We start from the raw sequence: 22,833 nt of genomic DNA on the forward strand, positions 1-22,833 counted from the left end.
CGAGACCCGGAGGAGATGGCGGCAGGGGAACACCAGTGAGGTTACCGACCAGGCCGCTACCGCGGCGGGCACAGGCCGTCCACCGTCGGCCGGGAGGGGTTCTGAAGCACCGTGACCGCACCGATTGAGACCACCGGGGCGGCTGCTGAGGCGCAGCCGGAAGCGGTGCTGGAGGGCGTGGAGAGCAAGCGCATCGAGGGCCGCTCGCTGGGCCAGATCGCGTGGCTGCGCTTTCGTCGCGACAAGGTCGCGATGGCGGGTGCCATCGTTGTCATCCTGCTCATCCTGATCGCCGCGCTGTCCCGTCCGTTGCAGCACCTGTTCGGCCTGGACCCGAACCAGCCGCACCAAGACCTGATCGACCCCAACACCACCCTGCCCAAGGGCGACTTCGGCGGGATGAGTGCCGACCACCTCCTGGGCGTGGACCCCAAGTTCGGCCGCGACCTGCTCTCCCGGATCCTCGAAGGCTCCTGGGTGTCGCTGCTCGTGGCGTTCGGCGCGACGCTGCTGTCGGTGGCCATCGGCACTGTCATGGGCGTGGTCGCCGGCTTCTACCGCGGGCGGGTGGACGCCTTCATCAGCCGGATGATGGACGTCTTCCTGGCCTTCCCGCTGCTGCTGTTCGCCATCGCGATCTCCGCGTCGTTGCAGGGCGGTGCGTTCGGACTGGACGGCCTGCCGCTGCACATCTCGGTCCTGATCTTCGTGATCGGCTTCTTCAACTGGCCCTACATGGGCCGGATCGTGCGGGCCCAAACCCTGTCGCTGCGGGAGCGGGAGTTCGTGTCCGCCGCCCGTGGACTGGGCGCCCGCGGGCCGTTCATCCTCTTCCGGGAACTCCTGCCCAACCTTGTGGGACCGATCATCGTCTACTCGACGCTGCTGATCCCCTCCAACATCCTCTTCGAGGCGGCGCTGAGCTTCCTGGGCGTCGGCATCCAGCCACCCCAGTCGTCCTGGGGCGGCACGCTCACCCAGGCGGTCAAGTACTACGAGGTCGATCCCCAGTACATGATCGTCCCCGGCCTCGCGATCTTCGTCACCGTGCTGGCGTTCAACCTGCTCGGTGACGGTCTGAGGGACGCGCTGGACCCGCGCAGCCGCTGAGCGGCCGCCCGTCCGGACACCTCACCTTCTAGCCGTTTCGATCTGACGTTTCACGACGAACGAAGGGGTCACCGAGCATCATGCGAAGGTCACTTCCGGTCGCGACTGTCGCGGCCATCACCAGTGCGGGCCTTTTGCTGGCCGGCTGCGGCGGAAAGGCTTCCTCCGACAGTTCGGCCGGGGCCAACGCCGCCACCAAGGGCGTCGTCAACGCCTCGGACGAGAAGGGGGGCACCCTCACCTACGCGATGAGCGACGCCCCCGAGTCGTTCGACCCGGGCAACACGTACTACGCCTTCGTCTACAACTTCAGCCGCCTCTACGCGCGTCCGCTGACCACCTTCAAGCCCGGTGCCGGCACCAAGGGCGAGGAGCTGGCCCCGGACCTCGCCGAGTCCATGGGCAAGCCCAGCGACGGCGGCAAGACCTGGACGTACAAGCTGCGCAAGGGCGTGAAGTTCGAGGACGGGACCCCCGTCACCTCGCAGGACGTCAAGTACGCGGTGGAGCGCAGCAACTTCGCCCGCGACACCCTCTCCCTGGGCCCGAACTACTTCCAGCAGTTCCTCCAGGACAACGACGGCGGCTACAAGGGCCCGTACAAGGACAAGGGCAAGGAAGGGCTCAAGTCCGTAGAGACGCCCGACGCCCAGACGATCGTCTTCCACCTGAACAAGCCGTTCGCCGAGTTCGACTACCTGGTCAGCGCCCCGCAGACGGCTCCGGTGCCGCAGGCGAAGGACAAGGGCGCGGACTACACCAAGCACGTGATGTCCACCGGCTCGTACAAGTTCGAGAACTACCAGGAGGGCAAGCAGCTCACCCTGGTCCGCAACCCGCAGTGGTCGGCCGCGACCGACCCGCTGCGCAAGCAGCTGCCGGACAAGATCGTCCTCAACCTGAAGGTCGCCCAGTCGACCATCGACAAGGACCTGCAGTCCGGCAACACCATGGTGGACATGGCCGGCCGCGGCGTCGACGGTCAGACCCAGGCCCAGCTGCTGACCGACCCCACGCAGAAGTCCCACACCGACAACGCGCTCGGCCAGCGCCTGGTCTACACGGCGATCAACACCAAGGTGGCGCCGTTCAACAACGTCGAGTGCCGCAAGGCCGTCGAGTACGCCATCGACAAGAAGTCCGTGCAGACCGCGCTCGGCGGCCCGATCCGCGGTGACATCGCCTCCACGGTCCTGCCGACGGACATCGCCGGCTACCAGAAGTTCGACCTGTACCCGCAGAAGTACGACGGCGACAACCTGGACCTGACCGAGGCCAAGGCGCACTGGAAGAAGTGCGGCGCCGGCAACGTCAACACCACGATCCTGGCCCGCAACGACCGTCAGGACGAGATCGACGCGGCCACCTCGGTGATCGGCTCGCTGAAGAAGATCGGCATCAACGCCAAGATCCAGTCCTACCCGACCAGCAAGTACTTCTCGGACTACGCCGGTGTGCCGGAGTTCGACAAGTCCAACAACGTCGGTCTGATGATGATGCAGTGGGGCGCCGACTTCCCGACCGGCTACGGCTACCTCCAGCAGATCCTGAACGGCAAGGCGATCAGCCAGTCCGGCAACTCCAACCTGTCCCAGCTGGACGACCCGGAGATCAACAAGCTGCTCGACGGCGCCATCGCCAACACCGACCAGGCCGCCCGCGAGAAGGCGTACGGGGACATCGACCGGAAGGCGATGGAGCAGGCGGCGATCGTCCCGCTGACCTACTTCAAGGTCCTGATGTACCGCTCGCCCAAGGCCACCAACCTGGTGTCCACCTCGGCCTTCAGCGGTGAGTACGACTACCTCAACATCGGCGTCAAGAAGTAGCAGCCCTGGAAGGCAGGTGAAGGCATTGGTGTCCGCGGGCCGGTCGCTCCCGGCCCGCGGCACCGGCGCCGCATCCCCGTGTTCTCGTACATCATCCGCAGGTTGATCAGCGCAGTGATCCTGCTGCTGATCGTCAGCGCGGTCACTTTCGGCATCTTCTTCCTGCTGCCGAAACTGGCCGGGCAGAGCACCGACCAGCTTGCCCAGCAGTACATCGGTAAGGCCCCCACGCCCGCGGACATCGCCGCGGTCAAGCAGAACCTCGGCCTGGACAAGCCCGTGTACGAGCAGTACTGGGACTTCCTCAAGGGCATCTTCGTCGGCGTCGACTACAAGTTCGGGCCCGAGGCGGCCCGGTGCCACGTGCCGTGCTTCGGGTACTCCTTCAAGACCCACCTGGAGGTCTGGCCGGAGATCCAGTCCCGGCTCCCGGTGACCCTGTCGCTGGCCGCCGGCGCCGCGGTGCTGTGGGTCGTCTCCGGCGTCGCCACCGGCGTGCTCTCCGCGCTCCGCCCCGGTTCGATCTTCGACCGGATGGCGATGGGCGTGGCCCTGGCCGGCGTCTCCCTCCCGATGTTCTTCACCGGTGCGCTGGCCCTGGCCCTGTTCACCTACCAGTGGCCGATCTTCGAACGCAGCGATTACGTCCCGCTGTTGGACGATCCGTTCGGCTGGGCCCGGACCCTGGTCCTGCCCTGGGTGACCCTGGCCTTCCTCTACTCCGCGCTCTACGCCCGGCTCACCCGGGCCGGCATGCTGGAGACGCTGAGCGAGGACTACATCCGCACGGCCCGCGCCAAGGGCCTGCGGGAGCGCCGGGTGGTCGTCCGGCACGGCCTGCGGGCCGCGCTCACCCCGATCATCACCGTCTTCGGCATGGACCTGGGCCTGCTGCTCGGTGGCGCGCTCATCACCGAACAGGTCTTCTCGCTGAAGGGCGTCGGCGCCTTCGCGGTGGACTCCATCAACGCCAACGACCTGCCGAACATCCTCGGCGTCACCCTGCTCGCCGCGTTCTTCATCGTCATGTGCAACCTGGTGGTGGACGTTCTGTACGCCGCCGTCGACCCGCGGGTGAGGCTCTCGTGACCGACTCTTCCGAGGACAAGACCACGGCGACCGGGCAGCCCGCCGCCGACGGGACCGCGCCGGCCGGGCCGGCCGCCGCCAAGTCCGAAGCGCCCGAGGTCGATACGGCCGAGGCCGAGGCGCCCGAGGCGCCCAAGGCCGATGCTGCTGCAACCGAAGCCTCCGAGGCCGAGGCCGAAGCCGCCACGGCAGATGCGACCCCGGTCGAGGCCGCGCCCGAGACCGAAGCCGAGCCCGAGGCCCAGCCGAAGGCCGAGGCCGGGCCCAAGGCCACCGCCGAGCCCGTCGCCGAGTCCGCGGCCACCCCGTCCGCCTTCCTCGAAGTGCGGGACCTGAAGGTGCACTTCGCCACCGACGACGGGCTGGTGAAGTCCGTCGACGGGCTGACCTTCCGTCTGGAGAAGGGCAAGACGCTCGGCATCGTCGGCGAGTCCGGCTCCGGCAAGTCGGTGACCTCACTGGCGATCATGGGCCTGCACCGGGCCTCCCGCCAGCAGCGCAACAAGGTCCGGATGTCCGGCGAGATCTGGCTCGACGGCAAGGAACTCGTCTCGGCCGAGCCCGACGAGGTGCGCCGGCTGCGCGGCCGTCAGATGGCCATGATCTTCCAGGACCCGCTCTCCGCGCTGCACCCCTTCTACACGGTCGGCAGCCAGATCGTGGAGGCGTACCGGGTCCACCACCAGGTCAACAAGAAGACCGCGCGCAAGCGGGCCGTGGAGATGCTCGACCGGGTCGGCATCCCGCAGCCCGACAAGCGGGTGGACGACCACCCGCACCAGTTCTCCGGCGGCATGCGCCAGCGCGCCATGATCGCGATGGCGCTGGTCAACAACCCCGAGCTGCTGATCGCGGACGAGCCGACCACCGCACTGGACGTCACCGTCCAGGCGCAGATCCTGGACCTGATCCGCGATCTGCAGAAGGAGTTCGGCTCGGCGGTCATCATCATCACCCACGACCTCGGGGTGGTCGCCGAACTCGCCGACGACCTGCTGGTGATGTACGGCGGGCGGTGCGTGGAACGGGGCCCCTCGGACAAGGTGTTCGCCACCCCGCAGCACCCCTACACCTGGGGCCTGCTCGGCTCCATGCCGCGGATCGACCGTGACCAGACCGACCGGCTGATCCCGGTCAAGGGCTCGCCGCCCAGCCTGATCAACGTGCCGTCCGGCTGTGCCTTCAACCCCCGTTGCCCGTACGCGGACGTCCCCAAGGACAACGTCACCCGCACGGTGCGCCCCGAACTGCAGCAGGTCGACGGCCGGCACCACTCGGCCTGCCACCTGCCGCAGGAGGAGCGGCAGCGTATCTGGACCGAAGAGATTGCGCCGAAGCTGTGACCGAGACCCCCGAGACGACCGAGACCCCCGAGACCACCGGGACAACCGAGACCACCGGGACAACCGAGACCACCGGGACGCACGAGAAGGGCGAACCGGCCGCGCAGCCCGGCCGGGCCGCCCAGGACCGGCCGCTGCTCACGGTCCGCGGCCTGGTCCGCCACTTCCCGATCACCAAGGGCCTGCTCAAGCGCAAGGTCGGCGCCGTCCAGGCGGTCGACGGCATCGACTTCGACGTCTTCCCCGGTGAGACGCTGGGCGTCGTCGGCGAGTCCGGCTGCGGCAAGTCCACGATGGGGCGGTTGATCACCCGGCTCGACGAACCGACCGGCGGTGCCGTCGAGTTCGAGGGCCGGGACATCACCCACCTGTCCCCGGGCAAGCTGCGCCCGCTGCGCCGCGACATCCAGATGATCTTCCAGGACCCGTACGGTTCGCTGAACCCGCGGCACACCATCGGCGGGATCGTCTCCACCCCCTTCCGGCTCCAGGGCGTCGAGCCCGAGGGCGGGGTCAAGAAGGAGGTGCAGCGGCTGCTGGAGCTGGTGGGCCTGAGCCCGGAGCACTACAACCGCTATCCGCACGAGTTCTCCGGCGGGCAGCGCCAGCGCATCGGGATCGCCCGGGCGCTGGCCCTCAAGCCCAAGCTGGTGGTCGCCGACGAGCCGGTCTCCGCCCTCGACGTCTCCATCCAGGCCCAGGTCGTCAACCTCATGGACGACCTCCAGGAGGAGCTGGGCCTGACCTACGTGATCATCGCGCACGACCTCTCGGTCATCCGGCACGTCTCGGACCGGATCGCGGTGATGTACCTCGGCAAGATCGTCGAACTGGCCGAGCGGGACGCGCTCTACGCCTCGCCCCGGCACCCGTACACCAAGGCGCTGCTCTCCGCGGTGCCGGTGCCGGACCCCAGGCGGCGCACCCAGCGCGACCGGATCCTGCTCAAGGGCGACGTGCCCTCGCCGATCAACCCGCCGTCCGGCTGCCGGTTCCGCACCCGCTGCTGGAAGGCGACCGAGGAGTGCGCCACCACCGAGCCGCCGCTGATCCAGTTGGCGACCGGGCACCAGGTGGCCTGCCACCACCCCGAGGAGGCGGACGGCGGTCCCGACGCCAACGCGGTTGCGGCGACCGAAAGTTCGGGCGGTAAGGCACCAACCGGGCAGTAACTCCTGACGACTTGGCAAAGTCGCTGGTGGAGCCGGGCGGGAGAGTGCAGAGTCGGCGCGGTTGTTCTTCTCGCATCCGCGTAACCGAAGGGACGGCTCATGGCACTCTCCCGTTCTGCGCGTCGCTCCTCCCGCTGGCTCGCCCTGGCCACCGCGGTGGCCTCGGCCGCCACCATCGCCGCGGCCCCCGCCGCCACCCCGGGCGCCCCCGGGATCGGCGACCCCTACTTCCCCGGCCTGGGCAACGGCGGCTACACCCCGCTCCACTACGACCTGGGCGTCAGCTACCACCCCGACTCGGGCCGGCTCGACGGCCGGGCCACCGTCTCCGCCCGTGCCACCCAGGACCTCTCCTCGTTCGACCTGGACCTCCAGAAGCTGACCGTGGACCAGGTCCGGGTCGACGGCCGGCCCGCCCGCTTCTCCAGAACCGGCGACGAACTCGTCGTCCGGCCCGGCCGCGTGCTCTCCCGCGGCGAGCGCTTCGCGGTCACCGTCGTCTACCACGGCGTCCCGCAACCGCTCAGCGGCCCGATCGTCTTCGGCTCCCAGTACGGCTGGATGAAGACCAAGGACGGGGTGTTCGTGGCCTGCGAGCCGAACGCCGCCTCGACGTGGTTCCCCTCCAGCGACCACCCGGACGAGAAGGCCACCTACGACGTCCGGATCGACGCCCCCAAGGGGCTGACCGGGGTCTCCAACGGGCGGCTGGTCGGCTCCGGCGAGCGCGGCGGCCGGTCCTGGTTCCACTGGCGCGAGAGCCGCCCGATGGCGCCGTACCTGGCCACCGCCACCATCGGGAAGTTCGACGTGCGCACCGGCACCACCCCGGGCGGCACCCCGATCTACGTCGCCACCGACCCGACCCTGCCGACCGGCAAGGTCGACGTCTACGGCGTCACCGCCGAGGCCACCGACTACTGGTCGAAGCTCTTCGGGCCGTACCCGTTCGAGGAGACCGGCGCGATCGTGGACGACATGCCGCAGGCCGGCTTCTCCCTGGAGGTGCAGTCCAAGCCGGCCTACTCCGCGGTACGCAGCGAGAGCACCATCGTCCACGAGCTGGCCCACCAGTGGTTCGGCGATTCGGTCTCGGTCCGGCAGTGGAAGGACATCTGGCTCAACGAGGGCTTCGCCACCTACGCCCAGTGGCTGTGGTCCGAGCACCGCGGCACCACCACCGCCCACGACGCGTTCCGCAAGGCGTACGCGGCCGCCCCGGCCGACGACGCCTTCTGGAAGATCAAGGTCTCCGACCCGCAGCGGGACACCATGTTCTCCGACGCGGTCTACGAGCGTGGGGCGATGACCCTCCAGGCGCTGCGCGAACGCATCGGCGACCGGGCCTTCTTCCGGCTGCTGCCGGCCTGGACCGCCCGGCACCGCTACGGCAACGCGGACACCGCCGACTTCGTCGCGCTGGCCGAGAAGGTCTCCGGGCAGCGCCTGGGTGACCTCTTCCACACCTGGCTGGACACTCGAAGCCGCCCGGCGCTGCCGGGGGAGTGACCGGCTAGTCGGCCTGCTTGCCGCCCCGGTCGCGCAGTTGTTGCGGCCGGGGCAGGTGCAGGCCCAGATAGAGCGCGCCCATCCGGAGTGCGAACACCAACCCCGCCGAGACCACCGCGGCGGGGTTGGCCCCGGCCCCGAGGCGGTCCAACAGCAGGTAGCAGCAGGCGCCGGCCAGCGCCGCTATGGCGTAGACGTCCTCCCGCAGCAGCAGCGGTGGGAACTCCCCGCACAGCACGTCGCGGAGGACCTCGCCGGCCACGCCGGTCAGCACCGCCAGGATGATCACCGCGAGCGGGGTGGCCCCCGCCGTGATCGCCGCCCGGGCCCCGATCACGGTGACCACGGAGAGCCCGATCGCGTCGACGACCAGCAGCGACTTGCGCGGCAGGGACCAGAAGCGCAGGTAGACGATGGTGCCCACGCCGACGCAGATGATCACCGTCAGCAGCACCCAGTCGTGCGTCCAGTACAGCGGCCGCCGATCCAGGATCAGATCGCGCAGCGTGCCGCCGGAGATGGACGCGGCGAACGCGAGGACCAGACCGCCGAACGGGTCCATGTTGGCGCGGTAGGCCGCCAGGACGCCGCTCGCGGCGAAGGCCGAGACGCCGACCAGGTAGAGCACATGAAGCATGCGGTCATGATGGCAGCCGCGGAGTCGATCACTCCGGGCGCGTTCCCCACCGGACTCCCCGCCCGTTCCTTGAAATTGACACTACCGGTCGGTAACGGATCCGTGTAGCGTGCCGCCATGGCATCGGTGACCGCAGGAAACAGCGAGTTCGACCGCGACACGGCGGTCACCCGGCGCGCCCCGGGCGTCTACGACGCCCACCTCTCCGCGGGCTGGACGATCATCAACGCGGTGAACGGCGGCTACCTCCTCGCCCTGCTGGGCCGCGCCCTGGGCGACGCGCTCCCGCACCCCGACCCGCTCACCCTCACCGCGCACTACCTGACGGCCTCCGCCCCCGGCCCCGCCGTCGTCCGCACGGAGGTGGTCCGCACCGGCCGCACGCTGTCCACCGGCACCGCCACCCTGGTCCAGTTCGCCGACGACGGCACCGAGGTCGAACGGATCCGGGTGCTCGCCACCTACGGCGACCTGGCGGCCCTCCCCGACGACGTCCGCACCACCGCCAAGCCGCCGGCCATCCCGCCCTACGAACACTGCCTGGGCACGGACAGCGCCCCCGGCGACCGGCCGGCCATTCCCGGCAGCACCGCGATCACCGAGCGCCTGGACGTCCGACTGGACCCGGCGACCGTGGGCTGGGCGGTGGGTGCGCCCTCCGGCAAGGGGGAGATGCGCGGCTGGTTCGGCCTGGCCGACGGCCGCGAGCCCGACCCGCTCGCCCTCCTCCTGGCCGTCGACGGCCTGCCGCCCACCGCCTTCGACCTGGGCCTGAGCGGCTGGGTCCCCACCGTCGAGCTGACCTGTCACGTCCGGCACCGCCCGGCCCCCGGTCCGCTGCGGGTGTCCATCACCACCCGCAACCTGGCCGGCGGCTTCCTGGAGGAGGACGCCGAGGTCTGGGACTCCGCCGACCGCCTGGTCGCCCAGTCCCGCCAACTGGCCCGCACGATCCTGGCGCGGTAGCCGCCCGCCGGCCGATCCGGGCTATCCCGCGAACTCCCGTAGCGCCGCCGCCAGTTCGCCCGGTGCGTCCTCCTGCACGAGGTGGCCCGCGCCCTCGATCAGCCGCAGCCGCGCCCCGGGGATGCGGGCCGCCAGCTCGTGCCCCTTGGCGACCGGAATCCAACTGTCCTCGGCGCCTCAGCAGATCAGCACCGGCATCGCGCTCTCCCCGTACCGCCCGGCCACCTCGTCGGTGAACCGCTGGTCGTTCTGCGCGATCTGCCGGTAGAACGCCGGCTGCCCCCGCTCCGTGCACCAGGGGGCGACCAGGCGGTCCAGCACGTCGGGCCGCAGCCCCGGGTGGCCCGAGGGCGCTCCACCGCACCTCGCCCGACGCGCTGGGGAACTCCACCGGATGTCGAGGGGCGGGTCAGCCCGCCCGGCCCACATGGATGACGACGATCGTCACCGTGGAGTCGCTGATCTCGTACCGGGCGCGAAAATCACGGAGGTCACGTGCCCTCCAGGCCGCGGCGGGCCCGCGCCCCGTCGGATGCGCCCCCGCGCGGGGCACGCGCCCCCGGGGGGCTCGTAGAATCGGCGCACCATGGTTTACCTCGACCACGCCGCCACCACTCCGATGCTCCCGGAGGCGGTGCAGGCGATGACCGCCCAGCTGACCGTCACCGGCAACGCCTCCTCCCTGCACGCCGCCGGCCGGCGAGCCCGGCGCACCGTCGAGGAGGCGCGGGAATCACTCGCGTCCTCCCTGGGTGCCCGCCCCAGCGAAGTCGTCTTCACGGCGGGCGGCACCGAGGCCGACAACCTCGCGGTGAAGGGCCTGTACTGGTCCCGCCGGGCGACCGATCCGGCGCGCACCCGGATCCTGGCCAGCCCGGTCGAGCACCACGCCGTCCTGGACGCCGTCGAATGGCTCGCCGAGCACGAGGGCGCCACCGTCGACTGGCTGCCGGTCGACGCCCTCGGCCGGGTGCACGCCGAGGCGCTGCGCGAGGCGCTCGCCCGCAACCCCGCCGACGTCGCGCTGGCCACCGTGATGTGGGCCAACAACGAGATCGGCACGATCCAACCGATCCGCGAACTGGCCGAGGTGGCCCGGGAGTTCGAGGTCCCGCTGCACGCCGACGCGGTCCAGGCGGTCGGCCAGCTGGACGTCGACTTCGCCGCCTCCGGGCTGGCCGCGATGACCGTCTCCGGCCACAAGATCGGCGGGCCGTACGGCATCGGCGCGCTGCTGCTGGGCCGCGAACACGCCCCCGTCCCGGTGCTGCACGGCGGCGGCCAGGAGCGCCACGTCCGCTCCGGCACCCTCGACACCCCGGCCATCGCCGCGTTCGCCGCGGCCGGCCGGTACGCCGTCGCGCACCGGGCGGAGTTCGCCCGCGACATCGGCGCGCTCCGTGACGACCTGATCAAGGCCGTGCGGGCCGCCGCGCCCGACGCCCTCCTGGGCGGCGACCCGGATCCGGCCGGCCGGCTGCCGGCCAACGCCCACTTCACCTTCCCCGGCTGCGAGGGCGACTCCCTGCTGCTGCTGTTGGACGCCCAGGGCATCGCCTGCTCCACCGGCTCCGCCTGCACCGCCGGCGTCGCCCAGCCCAGTCACGTCCTGCTGGCCACCGGGATGTCGCAGGACCTCGCGCGCGGCACGCTGCGCTTCTCGCTGGGCCACACCTCCACCGCCGAGGACGTCGCGGCGCTGGCGGAGGTCATCGGTCCGGTGGTGGAGCGGGCCCGCGGCGCCGGGCTCAGCTAGCGGGCCCGGGCCGGCCGGGGGTCACGCCCGGCCCGCCGGCCGGCGCAGCTGGGCCCGGACCAGCGCCAGGTAGCGGTCCCAGTCCCAGTGCGGCCCGGGGTCGGTGTGGTCGGTGCCGGGCACCTCGACGTGCCCGACGACGTGCTCGCGGTCGGCCGGGAAGGCGTACCGGCGGCAGATCCCGGCCGTCAGCCGGGCCGACGCGGCGTACATCTCCGCGGTGAAGGACTCCGGTCGGTCCACGAACCCCGCGTGCTCGATGCCCACGCTGCGCTCGTTGTAGCCGCGGTTCCCGGCGTGGAAGGCCACGTCCAGCTCGCGGACGGTCTGCGCGACGTGCCCGTCACCGCGGACGACGTAGTGCGCCGACGCCTCGTGGAAGGGGTCCCGGAAGACCTTGAGCGCGGTGGCGAAGCTGCCCTGCACGACGTGGACCACCACCCGGTCGACGGTGTAGTCGTCCGGCCGGCTGGCCCGCCGGTAGTTGGCCGGGGACGCGGCCGACCACTGCGCACCGGTGAAGTCGACCTCGCCCTCCTTACGGGGCCGGCCGTTCCCCGGCAGCCGCCACCACCAGGACGCCAACTCCTCGCGGGCGGCGACCGCCGCCGCCCCGGCGGCCACCGCGGCACCGCCGCCGAGCAGCAGCGCCCGCCGCCGGGTGAGCCGCCGCCCGGCCGATCGCCCGCCGTCGTCCGGCCCCTCCTCCGACCCGTCCTCCGGCCCGGTCTCCGCCTCGGCCGCGCCAGGTCGCCCGCCGTCCCGTTCCCCGTCCACGGGGCCCCGTTCCCCGGCCGCAGGGCCCCGTTCCCCGGCCGCAGGCCGTCGTACCTCGTCCCGCGCCTCATCCGTCGCCGCCATGTTCTCCACAACGCTTTCCGGCCGCGTTCCGGTTCCGTCTACTCTTGGGGGGCTATGACTGATGCCGCCGCTCCCCGCCGCCTCCGCGTCCTCGCCGCCATGTCCGGTGGTGTGGACTCCGCCGTCGCCGCGGCCCGTGCCGCCGAGGCCGGCCACGACGTCACCGGGGTCCACCTCGCGCTGTCCGAGAACCCCAAGTCGTTCCGCACCGGCGCCCGCGGCTGTTGCACCATCGAGGACTCCCACGACGCCCGCCGCGCCGCCGACGTGATCGGCATCCCGTTCTACGTCTGGGACCTCGCCGAGCGCTTCCGCGAGGACGTGGTCGAGGACTTCGTCGCGGAGTACGAGGCCGGCCGCACGCCCAACCCCTGCCTGCGCTGCAACGAGAAGATCAAGTTCGCCGCCCTCCTGGACAAGGCGCTCGCCCTGGGCTTCGACGCGGTGTGCACCGGCCACTACGCCCAGGTGATCCTGCGCGCCGACGGTTCCCGCGAGCTGCACCGCGCCACCGACATGGCCAAGGACCAGTCCTACGTCCTCGGCGTGCTCGACGATCGGCAGCTGGCGCACGCCCTGTTCCCGCTCGGCGACACCCCCACCACCAAGTCCGAGATCCGCGAAGAGGCCGCCCGCCGCGGCCTGTTCGTCGCCAAGAAGCCCGACAGCCACGACATCTGCTTCATCGCCGACGGCGACACCCAGGGCTTCCTCGCCAAGCGGCTGGGCGCCGCCGAGGGCCCCATCGTCGACGAGTCCGGCGAGGTCCTGGGCACCCACGACGGCGCCTACGGCTACACCATCGGGCAGCGCAAGGGCCTGCGGCTGGGCCGCCCGGCCCCGGACGGCAAGCCCCGCTACGTCCTCGACATCTCCCCGGTGGACAACACCGTCACGGTCGGCCCGGCCGCCTCCCTCGACGTGACGGCGCTCACCGCGATCCGCCCCCGCTGGTGCGGCCGCCCGCCGGCGTCCGGCCCGGCCGGCTACACCGCCCAGCTCCGCGCCCACGGCGGCGAGACCGAGGTCAGCGCGGAGGTCGTCGACGACACCCTGCACGTCACCTTCACCGAGCCGGTCCGCGGCGTCGCCCCCGGCCAGGCCATCGTCCTCTACGACGGCACCCGGGTGGTCGGTTCGGCGACGATCGCCGGCACCACGCGCCGCCCGGCCCCCGCGGCGGCGCAGCACCAGGCCGGCTGACCCCACCGGCACCACGGGCCGCACCGGGCCGCCCCGCACCGCGGGCCCCGGCGCGGCACTGACAAATGTCACGGCGAAGACGGGACGGCTGGGACTGCCGGCCGGGTGCCCCGCTGACGGAAGCTGGGGACGTCCGGCACGGCGCACTCGGCGCCGTGCGGAGCCCAACTCGGGGGAGTCCGTCGTGAGTCAGCAGCAGTCCGCCGGTAAACAGCTCGTACAGGCCCTCATGCCGCTGGTGGTCGACGCCGGCATTCCGACGGCCGCCTACTACGTCCTCAGCAGCGGCTTCGGGCTGTCCGACGTGGCCGCGCTGGCCTGGAGCAGCGTGGTCCCGGCGGCGCGCACCGTCTGGGGCCTGGTCCGGGACCGCAGCGTCAACGGCCTCGCGCTGCTGATCCTCGTCGTCAACGCGGTGGGGCTGGTGACGAGCACCCTGACCGGCGACGCCCGACTGATGATGGCCAAGGACAGCGGCGTCAGCAGCGTCGTCGGGATCGCGGTGCTTCTCTCGGTGGCCGCCGGCCGGCCCCTGATGAGCGCCGGGCTCAAGCCGTGGGTGACGAAGGGCGGCCCGGCGGCGGAGGCGGCCTGGGTCCGGCTGCGGGACTCCAGCCCGCGCTTCCGCCAGCTGGAGCGCCGGTTCTCGACGATCTGGGGGAGCATGCTGCTGGCCGAGTGCGTCCTCAAGATCGTCGGTGTCTACCTCCTGCCGGTCCACACCATGGTCTGGCTGGGCACGGTGCTCACGGTGGTCGTGCTCCTGCTGGCCATGGTGATAGCCGGCGGCGCCGCCGCCGCGCCGATGGAGCAGCTGGTCACGGCCGAGGCCGGGGCGGCGAACGGCTCCGGGACCGGCTCCGGCGCGCCCGGGCAGGCGCCGTCGGCCCCGGTCGCCGCGCCCGCCGCCGTCTGAAACGGAGCGGCGCGGGAGATGGGGAAATCGCGTACAGGTTGGCGCGCCGGGCACCCCCGCCCTCGATTGCCCGGGGCCCGGCGCATAAAGTCGGCGAAGCGCGACGGGACATCCAAGGCCCCGCGTCGACGGTTCAACGGCGATCCGGACGGCACGCGGCTTTCGTCGGCCACGAAGGGAACGGAAGTCATGTCGACTGTTCAATCTGAGGTCAAGCACGGTGGTCTCACCGCCGGGCTGGCTTCCCTGCACGCCGAGTTGATCCGTCGGAACCCCGGCGAGGCGGAGTTCCACCAGGCGGCACTGGAGGTCCTGGAAACCCTGGCGCCGGTGCTCGACGCCCGGCCCGAGTTCGCGGACGCCAAGGTCCTGGAGCGGCTGGTCGAGCCGGAGCGGCAGATCATGTTCCGGGTGCCCTGGCAGGACGACGCCGGGCAGATCCGCGTCAACCGCGGCTTCCGGGTGGAGTTCAACAGCGCGCTCGGCCCGTACAAGGGCGGCCTGCGGTTCCACTCCTCGGTCAACCTCGGCATCGTGAAGTTCCTCGGCTTCGAGCAGATCTTCAAGAACGCCCTGACCGGGCTGAACATCGGCGGCGGCAAGGGCGGCAGCGACTTCGACCCGCACGGCAAGTCGGACGCCGAAGTGATGCGCTTCTGCCAGTCCTTCATGACCGAGCTGCAGCGCCACCTCGGCGAGCACACCGACGTGCCGGCCGGCGACATCGGCGTCGGCGGCCGGGAGATCGGCTACCTCTTCGGCCAGTACCGGCGGATCACCAACCGCTGGGAGGCCGGCGTCCTGACCGGAAAGGGCCTGGAATGGGGCGGTTCCAAGGCCCGCACCGAGGCCACCGGCTACGGCAACGTGCTCTTCACCGAGGAGATGCTCAAGCAGCGCGGTGAGGAACTGGACGGCCAGCAGGTGGTGGTCTCCGGTTCCGGCAACGTCGCCATCTACACCATCGAGAAGGCCCAGGCGCTCGGCGCCAACGTGCTGACCGTCTCCGACTCGGGTGGCTACGTCGTCGACGAGAAGGGCATCGACCTCGCACTGCTGAAGCAGATCAAGGAGGTCGAGCGCGGCCGGGTCAGCGACTACGCCCAGCGGCGCGGCGTCTCGGCGAAGTACGTCGCCGGCGGCAGCGTCTGGGACGTCGCCTGCGACGTGGCCCTGCCCTCCGCCACGCAGAACGAACTCGACGCGGACGCCGCCCGGATCCTGGTCCGCAACGGCGTCAAGGCGGTCTCCGAGGGCGCCAACATGCCCACCACCCCGGAGGCGGTGGCGCTCCTGAAGGAGGCCGGCGTCGCCTTTGGCCCGGGCAAGGCCGCCAACGCCGGTGGCGTGGCGACCAGCGCGCTGGAGATGCAGCAGAACTCCGCCCGCGAGGCGTGGACGTTCGAGCGCGCCGAGGGCGAACTCGCCGCCATCATGCGCGGGATCCACGACACCTGCTTCCAGACCGCCGAGCGCTTCGGGCTGCCCGGCGACTACGTGGCGGGCGCCAACATCGCCGGCTTCGAGCGGGTCGCGGACGCGATGCTGGACCAGGGCCTGATCTAAGGGTCCGGTGCCGGGCCCGGCCGCGGGAACCCCCGCGGCCGGGCCCGGCACCGTTCACGCCCCCGCGGGGTGCCGGTGCCGCGCCCCGTAGGCTGAACGGCATGAACATCTGCGTCTTCTGCTCCGCCGCCGACCTCGACGACCGCTACGTCCAGCCCGCCCGGAAGTTCGCCGAGGCGATCGGCGAGCGCGGGCACGCCCTGGTGTGGGGCGGTTCGGACACCGGCCTGATGAAGGTCATGGCGGACGGCGTCCAGGAGTCCGGCGGCGCGCTCCTCGGCGTCTCCGTGGAGTTCCTCGCGCACAAGGCGCGGGCCGGCGCCGACGAGATGGTCGTCACCAAGGACCTCGCCGAGCGCAAGGCGCAGCTGCTGGCCCGTGCCGACGCCATCGTGGTGATGGTGGGCGGCACCGGCACCCTGGACGAGGCGACCGAGATCCTGGAGCTGCGCAAGCACGGGATGCACACCAAGCCGGTGGTGCTGCTGAACACCGCAGGTTTCTACGACGGGCTGAAGGCCCAGTTCGAGCGGATGGAGGCGGAGGGCTTCCTGCCGATCCCCCTCTCCGACCTGGTGTTCTTCGCCGAGGACGGTGCGGCGGCGCTGGCCCACCTGGAGGAGCAGGTGCGCGTCCGGAAGTGATCCACCGCCCCTCGGGCACGCCGTAGGATCGCTCCCATGGGTACGCACTTGATCACGGGCGCCGGATCCGGCATCGGCGCGGCAGTCGCACGGCGGCTCGCCGAGCGCGGCGAGGAAATCTGGCTGTTGGCCCGGGACCTCCGCCGGGCCAAGGACCTGACCGAACAGTTCCCCGGGGCGCAGGTCCTCGTCGGCGACCTCGCCACCCCCGAGAAGCTCGACTGGGCACTCGGCCACCAGAAGCTGCCGACCCGCCTCGACTCCATCCAGCACGTCGCGGGCGTCATCGAGCTGGGCGCGGTCGGCGACCTCCCGGCCAAGGCGTGGCAGCGGCAGCTCGCCGTCAACCTCGTCGCGCCGGCCGAGATCACCCGCCTGCTGCTGCCGCTGGTGCGGCTGGCGCAGGGGCACCTGGTCTTCGTCAACTCCGGGGCCGGGCTGGAGGCGCACGCCAACTGGGGCGGGTACGCGGCAAGCAAGCACGGCCTGAAGGCGCTCGCCGATTCGCTCCGCGCCGAGGAGCACGGCAACGGCGTCCGGGTCACCTCGGTCTACCCGGGGCGCACCGCCACCCCCATGCAGGAGAGCGCCCACCGCCAGGAGGGCAAGGACTACGACCCGGCCCGGTGGATCGACCCGGAGTCGGTGGCCACGGCCATCCTCACCGCGATCGACCTGCCGCGGGACGCGGAGCTCAAGGACGTGGTGGTCCGACCGGGCCGCTGACCGCCTCAGGCCCCGGCTCGACGGGGCCCCACCGGCGGTCCGGCCGCCCTCGCCCCCGTGCCTCGCACGGGGGCGACGTACGCTTTCGGGGTGACCACGTCTAGGGCGACCACCGAAGCGAAGACCTCCGCGGCGGCGGGGTGCGGGTTCCGGGAGATCCGGGGGCTCGTCACCGAGTTGGGCCGCCGCCTCGACGCCCACCAGCGCAGCCGGATCGCGGAGCTGGACCTGACGCCGACCCAGGCCAAGGCGCTGGAGGAGCTGGGCGAGCCGAAAACCGCCCGGGAGCTGGCCGCGGTGCTGTGCTGCGAGCCGCCGAACGTCACCTACGTCATCTCCAAGCTGGAGAAGCAGGGCATGGTGGTGCGCCGCCCGCACCCCGCCGACGGCCGGGCCAAGCAGCTGGTGCTGACCGAGGCCGGCCGCGAGCTGCGGCTGGACCTGCTGCGGCGGATGGGCACCGCGTCGCCGCTGGACCACCTCTCCCACGACGAGCGCAGCGCGCTCCGCGACGAACTGCTCAGGGCGCTGGGCCGGATCGACGACTAGCGCCGGTCCGCCGCCCTTCGCCAAAGGCCCTCGGGGCGCACCCCGGGGGCCTTTGGTATGGCTTCAGTAAAGTTATAGCTGTAACCATTACGCCCCGCGGATAGATACAGCTATAACTACTTTCATGATCACTGAGACAGCGGCGCCGCGCGGCACGGCGAGCACCCCGACCCGTCCCGCGCCCGTCAGCGGCGGCGTCCAACTCGTCGTCCTGGCCCTCGGGTTCGTGATGGCCAGCCTGGACACCGGCATCATGAACGTCGCCGCGCACGACCTCCAGGCCCGTCTCGGACTGACCATGTCCGGCCTCACCTGGGTCGTCGACGGCTACGTCCTCTCCTTCGCCGCGCTGTTGCTGCTCGCCGGCTCGCTGGCCAAGCGGTTCGGCGCCCGGCGGATCTACCTCGTCGGGCTCGCCGTCTTCACCGTCGCCTCCCTGCTGGGCGCCGCCGCGCCGGGCGGCGGCGCCCTGGTGGCGGCCCGCCTCGCCCAGGGCGCGGGCGCCGCGCTCTTCATGCCCAGCTCGCTGTCGCTGTTGATGAACGCCTTCCCCGAGCCGGCCCGCCGGGCGAAGGTGCTCGGCATCTGGTCCGCGATCGTCTCCACCTCCGTCGGACTGGCGCCGACCCTCGGCGGCCTGCTCGTCGGCACCCTCGGCTGGCGCAGCATCTTCCTGGTCAACCTCCCCATCGGCATCCTGGGACTGCTGCTCACCCGCCGGGTGATCACGGCGGTCCCGGGCACCGGCGCACCGCTCGGCGGCAGCGGCCACGTCCTGGGCCTGCTCGCCCTCGGCGCGCTCAGCTACGCACTCATCGAAGGCCCCGCCGCCGGCTGGACCGCGCCCGCCGTCCTCGCCGCCTTCGCGGTCACCGTCCTCGCCGCTGTTGCCTTCGTGCTCCGGGAACGGAGCGCCCGCACCCCCGTCCTGCCCGTCGTGCTCTTCGCCGACAGCCGCTTCAGCGCCGCCAACGCCGTCGGCTTCCTCTTCAACTTCGCCTTCTACGGCGCCCTGTTCGTCCTCGGCCTCTTCCTCCAGACCGGGCGCGGCGCCAGCGCGGTGACGGCCGGCCTGCAGATGCTCCCGGCCGTCCTCGTCATCCCGCTCGGCAACGTCCTCTACACCCGGATCGCCCCGCGCACCGGCAACCGGACCGCGCTCACCGCCTCCCTGGCGTTCTCCGCCGCCGGCTACCTGCTGCTCTTCCTCGTCCTGTCGCCGTCCCTGCCGTACGGGGTGGTCGCCGCGGTGCTGGCCGTCACCAACCTCGCCAGCGGCATCGCCTCCCCGGCGATGACCGGCGTCCTGATGGAGGCCGCCGGCCGCGAGCACGCCGACATCGGCAGTGCGACCCTCAACGCCAACCGGCAGGTCGGCTCCCTGGTCGGCATCGCCGGCATGGGCGCGGTGCTGACCGGCGCGGGCGACGCCTACCAGGGGACGGCACACGCCTTCGCCCTGACCGCGCTGGCCCTGGCGGCCGCGGCGGTGATCGGCTGGCTGGGCATCCGCCGGCGGGGCTGACCCTCCGACGGACGGCCGGCGCAACCGCCGGCGGACCGGACGCGGGCCGGGCTGGGGCAACCCGCCCGGCCCGCCGCCGCATACCCTTCCTGGGTGAGCGAGAACACCAGGCACAAGTGGGCCGCGGGCGCGGCGACCGGCATCGGATCGATGCCGGGCGGCGACGCGCGCGAAGCGGCGAAGACCGTCACCGGATCGCTGGAGGACTTCCCCCATCTGCCCGAACTCCCGGCCCGGGGGCCCGGAGCCGACATGATCGGGCGGACCCTGGGCCTGCTCGTCGAGCTCTACGCCCACGTGGAGCCCAGCGGCTGGCGGATCAGCGACCGGCCCGGTCGCGACACCCGTCGCTCGCGCTCCTGGCTCGGCGAGGACCTCGACGCCCTGGAGGAGTTCACCCAGGGGTACACCGGACCGCTGAAGGTCTCCGCGGTCGGCCCGTGGACGCTGGCCGCCGCCGTCGAACTGCGCAACGGCCAGGTGGCGCTCGGCGACCCCGGGGCCTGCCGCGACCTCACGGAGTCCCTCGCCGAGGGGCTGCGCGGCCACCTCGCGGAGGTCCGGCGCCGGGTGCCGGGCGCCGAGGTCGTCCTCCAACTCGACGAGCCGTCGCTGACCGCGGTGCTCCAGGGGCGGGTGAGGACCGCGAGCGGCTACCGCACCCACCGGGCCGTGGACCGCGCGGTCGTCGAGGGCGCGCTGCGCGACCTCGTCGGGGCCGCGGACGGCGCACCGGTCGTGGTCCACTCATGCGCCCCCGAGGTGCCGTTCGCGCTGCTGCGGCGGGCCGGCGTCACCGGCGTCTCGTTCGACGCCGCACTGCTCACCGAGCGTGAGGACGAGGCGCTCGGCGAGGCGGTCGAGGGCGGTACCGCGCTGTTCGCGGGCGTGGTGCCGGGCGTGGACGGTCGATTGTCAGACCCTGCCGGTAGCGTCATGGGTGTCCGGACGCTGTGGCGCAGGTTGGGGCTGGCACCGGGGCTCCTCGCGGAGTCCGTGGTGGTCACTCCCTCGTGCGGTCTGGCGGGCGCCTCGCCCGCCTACGCCCGAGAGGTCCTCACCCACTGCGTCCGGGCGGCGAGGTCGCTCGCGGACAACCCTGAGTGACCGCCCTCAAGGACACGGGAGGACAAGACGGTGGCTGGCGAACAGCACGCAGCGGCATCCAAGGTGCCCGCCGCGGCACGGGAGGAGCACGCGCAGCTCGCTGAGCAGATCGAGGAGCACCGCTTCCGGTACTACGTGAAGGACGCCCCGGTCGTCAGCGACGCGGAGTTCGACACGCTGCTGCGCTCGCTTCAGGCGCTGGAGGAGGCCCATCCCGAGCTGCGCACGCCGGACTCCCCGACCCAGAAGGTCGCCGGCTCCTACGCCACGGAGTTCACCGAGGTCGCGCACCGCGAGCGGATGCTCTCGCTGGACAACGCCTTCGACGACGAGGAGCTGTCGGCCTGGGCCGAGCGGGTCGCCGGCGAACTGGGCGGCGACCCGAAGGGCGCCGGCTACCACTTCCTGTGCGAGCTGAAGGTCGACGGCCTCGCGGTCAACCTCACCTACGAGCACGGCCGGCTCACCCGCGCCGCCACCCGCGGCGACGGCCGCACCGGTGAGGACATCACGCCCAACGTCCGCACCATCGCCGAGATCCCGCACCGCCTCACCGGCGACCGGGTCCCCGCACTCGTCGAGGTCCGCGGGGAGGTCTACTTCCCGATGGAGAAGTTCCTGGAGCTCAACGAGCGCCTGGTGGCGGACGGCAAGCCCCCGTTCGCCAACCCCCGCAACGCCGCGGCCGGTTCGCTGCGCCAGAAGGACCCCAAGGTCACCGCCACCCGCCCGCTGCACATGGTCGTGCACGGCCTCGGCGCCCGCGACGGCCTGGAGATCGACCGCCTCTCCCAGGCGTACGACCTGCTCCAGGAGTGGGGCCTGCCCACCGCCTCGCACAACCGCGTCGTCGACTCGCTCGCCGCGGTGCGGGAGTTCATCGCCCACTACGGCGACCCCGAGACCCGTCGCACCGCCGTCGAGCACGAGATCGACGGCGTCGTGGTCAAGCTCGACGAGATCCGGCTCCAGGGCCGGCTCGGCGCCACCTCGCGGGCGCCGCGTTGGGCCATCGCCTGGAAGTACCCGCCGGAGGAGGTCAACACCAAGCTGGTGGACGTCCGCGTCGGCGTCGGCCGCACCGGACGGGTCACGCCGTACGCGGTCGTCGAGCCGATCACCGTCGCCGGGTCCGAGGTGGAGTTCGCCACCCTGCACAACCAGGACGTGGTCAAGGCCAAGGGCGTCCTCATCGGGGACACCGTCGTCATCCGCAAGGCCGGCGACGTCATCCCGGAGATCCTGGGCCCGGTGGTGGATCTGCGGGACGGCACCGAGCGGGAGTTCGTGATGCCCGCCGAGTGCCCCGAGTGCGGCTCGGCGCTCCAGCCCGCCAAGGAGGGCGACATCGACCTGCGGTGCCCCAACGCCCGGTCCTGTCCCGCCCAGATCCGCGAGCGGCTGTTCTACCTCGCCGGCCGCAAGTGCCTCGACATCGAGAACTTCGGCTACGTCGCCGCCACCGCGCTCAGCCAGCCGCTGGAGCCCGCCGAGCCGCCGTTGACGGACGAGGGCGGCCTCTTCGACCTCTCCATCGAGCAGTTGCTGCCCATCAAGTCCCACGTCCTGGACCCGGACACCGGTCTGCCCAAGCGCGATCCGAAGACCGGCGAGGAGAAGGTCGTCACCTTCTTCGCCAACCAGAAGGGCGAGCCGAAGAAGAACGCCCTCGCCATGTTGGAGAACATCCAGGCCGCCAAGGAGCGCCCGCTGGCCCGCATCCTCACCGGCCTGTCGATCCGTCACGTGGGCCCGGTCGCGGCGCAGGCGCTGGCGCGCGAGTTCCGTTCCGTCGACCGGATCCGGGACGCCAGCGAGGAGGAACTGGCCGCCGTGGACGGCGTCGGCGCCACCATCGCCGCGTCGCTCAAGCAGTGGTTCGCCGTGGACTGGCACCAGGAGATCATCGAGCGCTGGCGGGCCGCGGGCGTCCGGATGGAGGAGGAGCAGACGGGTGACGCGGGCCCGCGTCCATTGGAAGGCGTCACCGTCGTGGTAACGGGCACACTTCAGTCACACACGAGAGATGGCGCGAAAGAAGCGCTGCAGGCTCTCGGAGCGAAGGTGACCGGATCCGTTTCCAAGAAGACCGGATTCGTAGTGGTGGGCGACAACCCCGGTTCGAAGTACGACAAAGCCATGCAGTTGAAGGTCCCCGTGTTGGACGATGATGGCTTCGCTGTGCTGCTGGAGCAGGGTCCCGAGGCAGCACGAGCGGTAGCTGTCACTCCGCCTGAGGAGGAGTGAGGTGTCACCCCATCGGCGCATACCAGATTGATCCGGGAGGCCGGGTCGCATTCGGGCAACCGCTGCGGATCGCTGCCC

Annotated in this window: 19 protein-coding genes and 1 pseudogene; 17 read left to right on the top strand and 3 right to left on the bottom strand. The window is 71.7% G+C overall.

All coding sequences use genetic code 11. The features are described 5' to 3' along the window. The first annotated feature begins 111 nt into the window (after positions 1–111). From ABD385_RS06710 to ABD385_RS06735, 6 genes are all read left to right on the top strand, one after another. Positions 112–1,110, top strand: a complete 999-nt coding sequence (locus ABD385_RS06710; RefSeq protein WP_344574064.1) for an ABC transporter permease — start codon at positions 112–114, stop codon at positions 1,108–1,110. Between the two features lie 80 nt (positions 1,111–1,190). Then, the gene (locus ABD385_RS06715; protein WP_344574065.1) at positions 1,191–2,939 is read left to right on the top strand and encodes an ABC transporter substrate-binding protein; all 1,749 of its coding nucleotides are present in this window, start codon (positions 1,191–1,193) and stop codon (positions 2,937–2,939) included. Positions 2,940–3,017: 78 nt separating this feature from the next. Beyond that, complete coding sequence (locus ABD385_RS06720; protein WP_344574067.1) at positions 3,018–4,028, top strand: ABC transporter permease; 1,011 nt, start codon at positions 3,018–3,020, stop codon at positions 4,026–4,028. A 323-nt stretch (positions 4,029–4,351) separates the two neighbouring features. Then, positions 4,352–5,371, top strand: a complete 1,020-nt coding sequence (locus ABD385_RS06725; protein ID WP_344574293.1) for an ABC transporter ATP-binding protein — start codon at positions 4,352–4,354, stop codon at positions 5,369–5,371. Further along, a complete protein-coding gene (locus ABD385_RS06730) occupies positions 5,368–6,543 on the top strand; it encodes an ABC transporter ATP-binding protein (RefSeq protein ID WP_344574068.1) in 1,176 nt (391 codons plus the stop codon). Before ABD385_RS06725 ends, ABD385_RS06730 begins: the two co-directional genes overlap by 4 nt. A 99-nt stretch (positions 6,544–6,642) precedes the next feature. Beyond that, positions 6,643–8,052, top strand: a complete 1,410-nt coding sequence (locus ABD385_RS06735; RefSeq protein ID WP_344574070.1) for a M1 family metallopeptidase — start codon at positions 6,643–6,645, stop codon at positions 8,050–8,052. Positions 8,053–8,056: 4 nt separating this feature from the next. Here the strand turns inward: ABD385_RS06735 and ABD385_RS06740 are convergent, their stop codons facing one another. Then, positions 8,057–8,689 carry a trimeric intracellular cation channel family protein gene (locus tag ABD385_RS06740; protein ID WP_344574071.1) on the bottom strand — a complete coding sequence of 211 codons (633 nt, stop codon included), beginning with the start codon at positions 8,687–8,689 and terminating at the stop codon, positions 8,057–8,059. Positions 8,690–8,806: 117 nt separating this feature from the next. On the opposite strand from ABD385_RS06740, the gene ABD385_RS06745 reads away from it, so the two are divergent. Further along, positions 8,807–9,655 (top strand): thioesterase family protein, encoded by an 849-nt coding sequence (locus ABD385_RS06745; protein WP_344574072.1) that lies wholly within the window; start codon positions 8,807–8,809, stop codon positions 9,653–9,655. A 21-nt stretch (positions 9,656–9,676) separates the two neighbouring features. Here the strand turns inward: ABD385_RS06745 and ABD385_RS06750 are convergent. After that, positions 9,677–10,003 (bottom strand): annotated as a pseudogene (locus ABD385_RS06750) (alpha/beta fold hydrolase); the annotation flags it as partial. A 238-nt stretch (positions 10,004–10,241) separates the two neighbouring features. On the opposite strand from ABD385_RS06750, the gene ABD385_RS06755 reads away from it, so the two are divergent. Continuing rightward, complete coding sequence (locus ABD385_RS06755) at positions 10,242–11,411, top strand: cysteine desulfurase family protein (RefSeq protein WP_344574073.1); 1,170 nt, start codon at positions 10,242–10,244, stop codon at positions 11,409–11,411. Between the two features lie 21 nt (positions 11,412–11,432). Here the strand turns inward: ABD385_RS06755 and ABD385_RS06760 are convergent, their stop codons facing one another. After that, positions 11,433–12,188 carry an N-acetylmuramoyl-L-alanine amidase gene (locus tag ABD385_RS06760; protein WP_425585358.1) on the bottom strand — a complete coding sequence of 252 codons (756 nt, stop codon included), beginning with the start codon at positions 12,186–12,188 and terminating at the stop codon, positions 11,433–11,435. 138 nt (positions 12,189–12,326) lie between these two features. Here ABD385_RS06760 and mnmA point away from each other — a divergent pair, with 138 nt between their 5' ends. From mnmA to ligA, 9 genes are all read left to right on the top strand, one after another. Next, a complete protein-coding gene (gene mnmA / locus ABD385_RS06765) occupies positions 12,327–13,475 on the top strand; it encodes a tRNA 2-thiouridine(34) synthase MnmA (protein WP_344574074.1) in 1,149 nt (382 codons plus the stop codon). 184 nt (positions 13,476–13,659) lie between these two features. Beyond that, complete coding sequence (locus ABD385_RS06770) at positions 13,660–14,391, top strand: VC0807 family protein (RefSeq protein ID WP_344574075.1); 732 nt, start codon at positions 13,660–13,662, stop codon at positions 14,389–14,391. A gap of 189 nt (positions 14,392–14,580) precedes the next feature. Next, a complete protein-coding gene (gene gdhA, locus ABD385_RS06775; RefSeq protein ID WP_344574076.1) occupies positions 14,581–15,957 on the top strand; it encodes an NADP-specific glutamate dehydrogenase in 1,377 nt (458 codons plus the stop codon). Between the two features lie 101 nt (positions 15,958–16,058). After that, a complete protein-coding gene (locus ABD385_RS06780) occupies positions 16,059–16,601 on the top strand; it encodes an LOG family protein (RefSeq protein ID WP_344574077.1) in 543 nt (180 codons plus the stop codon). A gap of 36 nt (positions 16,602–16,637) precedes the next feature. Continuing rightward, a complete protein-coding gene (locus tag ABD385_RS06785; protein ID WP_344574078.1) occupies positions 16,638–17,327 on the top strand; it encodes an SDR family oxidoreductase in 690 nt (229 codons plus the stop codon). Between the two features lie 90 nt (positions 17,328–17,417). Continuing rightward, positions 17,418–17,876, top strand: coding sequence for a MarR family winged helix-turn-helix transcriptional regulator (locus ABD385_RS06790; RefSeq protein WP_344574079.1), 459 nt, complete (start codon positions 17,418–17,420; stop codon positions 17,874–17,876). Between the two features lie 124 nt (positions 17,877–18,000). Beyond that, positions 18,001–19,401 carry an MFS transporter gene (locus ABD385_RS06795; RefSeq protein WP_344574080.1) on the top strand — a complete coding sequence of 467 codons (1,401 nt, stop codon included), beginning with the start codon at positions 18,001–18,003 and terminating at the stop codon, positions 19,399–19,401. 93 nt (positions 19,402–19,494) lie between these two features. Continuing rightward, the gene (locus tag ABD385_RS06800; protein WP_344574082.1) at positions 19,495–20,508 is read left to right on the top strand and encodes a methionine synthase; all 1,014 of its coding nucleotides are present in this window, start codon (positions 19,495–19,497) and stop codon (positions 20,506–20,508) included. Positions 20,509–20,538: 30 nt separating this feature from the next. Beyond that, complete coding sequence (ligA, locus tag ABD385_RS06805; protein WP_344574084.1) at positions 20,539–22,755, top strand: NAD-dependent DNA ligase LigA; 2,217 nt, start codon at positions 20,539–20,541, stop codon at positions 22,753–22,755. Positions 22,756–22,833: the final 78 nt, after the last annotated feature.

Source organism: Streptomyces lunalinharesii (assembly GCF_039532155.1).
Taxonomy (GTDB): domain Bacteria; phylum Actinomycetota; class Actinomycetes; order Streptomycetales; family Streptomycetaceae; genus Streptomyces; species Streptomyces lunalinharesii.

What these genes read in the sequence shown, in the direction of transcription:
- ABD385_RS06715 (WP_344574065.1), top strand. Translation starts at nt 1,191, where the DNA reads ATGCGAAGGTCACTTCCGGTCGCGACTGTCGCGGCCATCACCAGTGCG.
- ABD385_RS06735 (WP_344574070.1), top strand. Translation starts at nt 6,643, where the DNA reads ATGGCACTCTCCCGTTCTGCGCGTCGCTCCTCCCGCTGGCTCGCCCTG.
- ABD385_RS06740 (WP_344574071.1), bottom strand. Translation starts at nt 8,689, where the DNA reads ATGCTTCATGTGCTCTACCTGGTCGGCGTCTCGGCCTTCGCCGCGAGC.
- ABD385_RS06745 (WP_344574072.1), top strand. Translation starts at nt 8,807, where the DNA reads ATGGCATCGGTGACCGCAGGAAACAGCGAGTTCGACCGCGACACGGCG.
- ABD385_RS06755 (WP_344574073.1), top strand. Translation starts at nt 10,242, where the DNA reads ATGGTTTACCTCGACCACGCCGCCACCACTCCGATGCTCCCGGAGGCG.
- mnmA (WP_344574074.1), top strand. Translation starts at nt 12,327, where the DNA reads ATGACTGATGCCGCCGCTCCCCGCCGCCTCCGCGTCCTCGCCGCCATG.
- gdhA (WP_344574076.1), top strand. Translation starts at nt 14,581, where the DNA reads ATGTCGACTGTTCAATCTGAGGTCAAGCACGGTGGTCTCACCGCCGGG.
- ABD385_RS06780 (WP_344574077.1), top strand. Translation starts at nt 16,059, where the DNA reads ATGAACATCTGCGTCTTCTGCTCCGCCGCCGACCTCGACGACCGCTAC.
- ABD385_RS06785 (WP_344574078.1), top strand. Translation starts at nt 16,638, where the DNA reads ATGGGTACGCACTTGATCACGGGCGCCGGATCCGGCATCGGCGCGGCA.
- ABD385_RS06795 (WP_344574080.1), top strand. Translation starts at nt 18,001, where the DNA reads ATGATCACTGAGACAGCGGCGCCGCGCGGCACGGCGAGCACCCCGACC.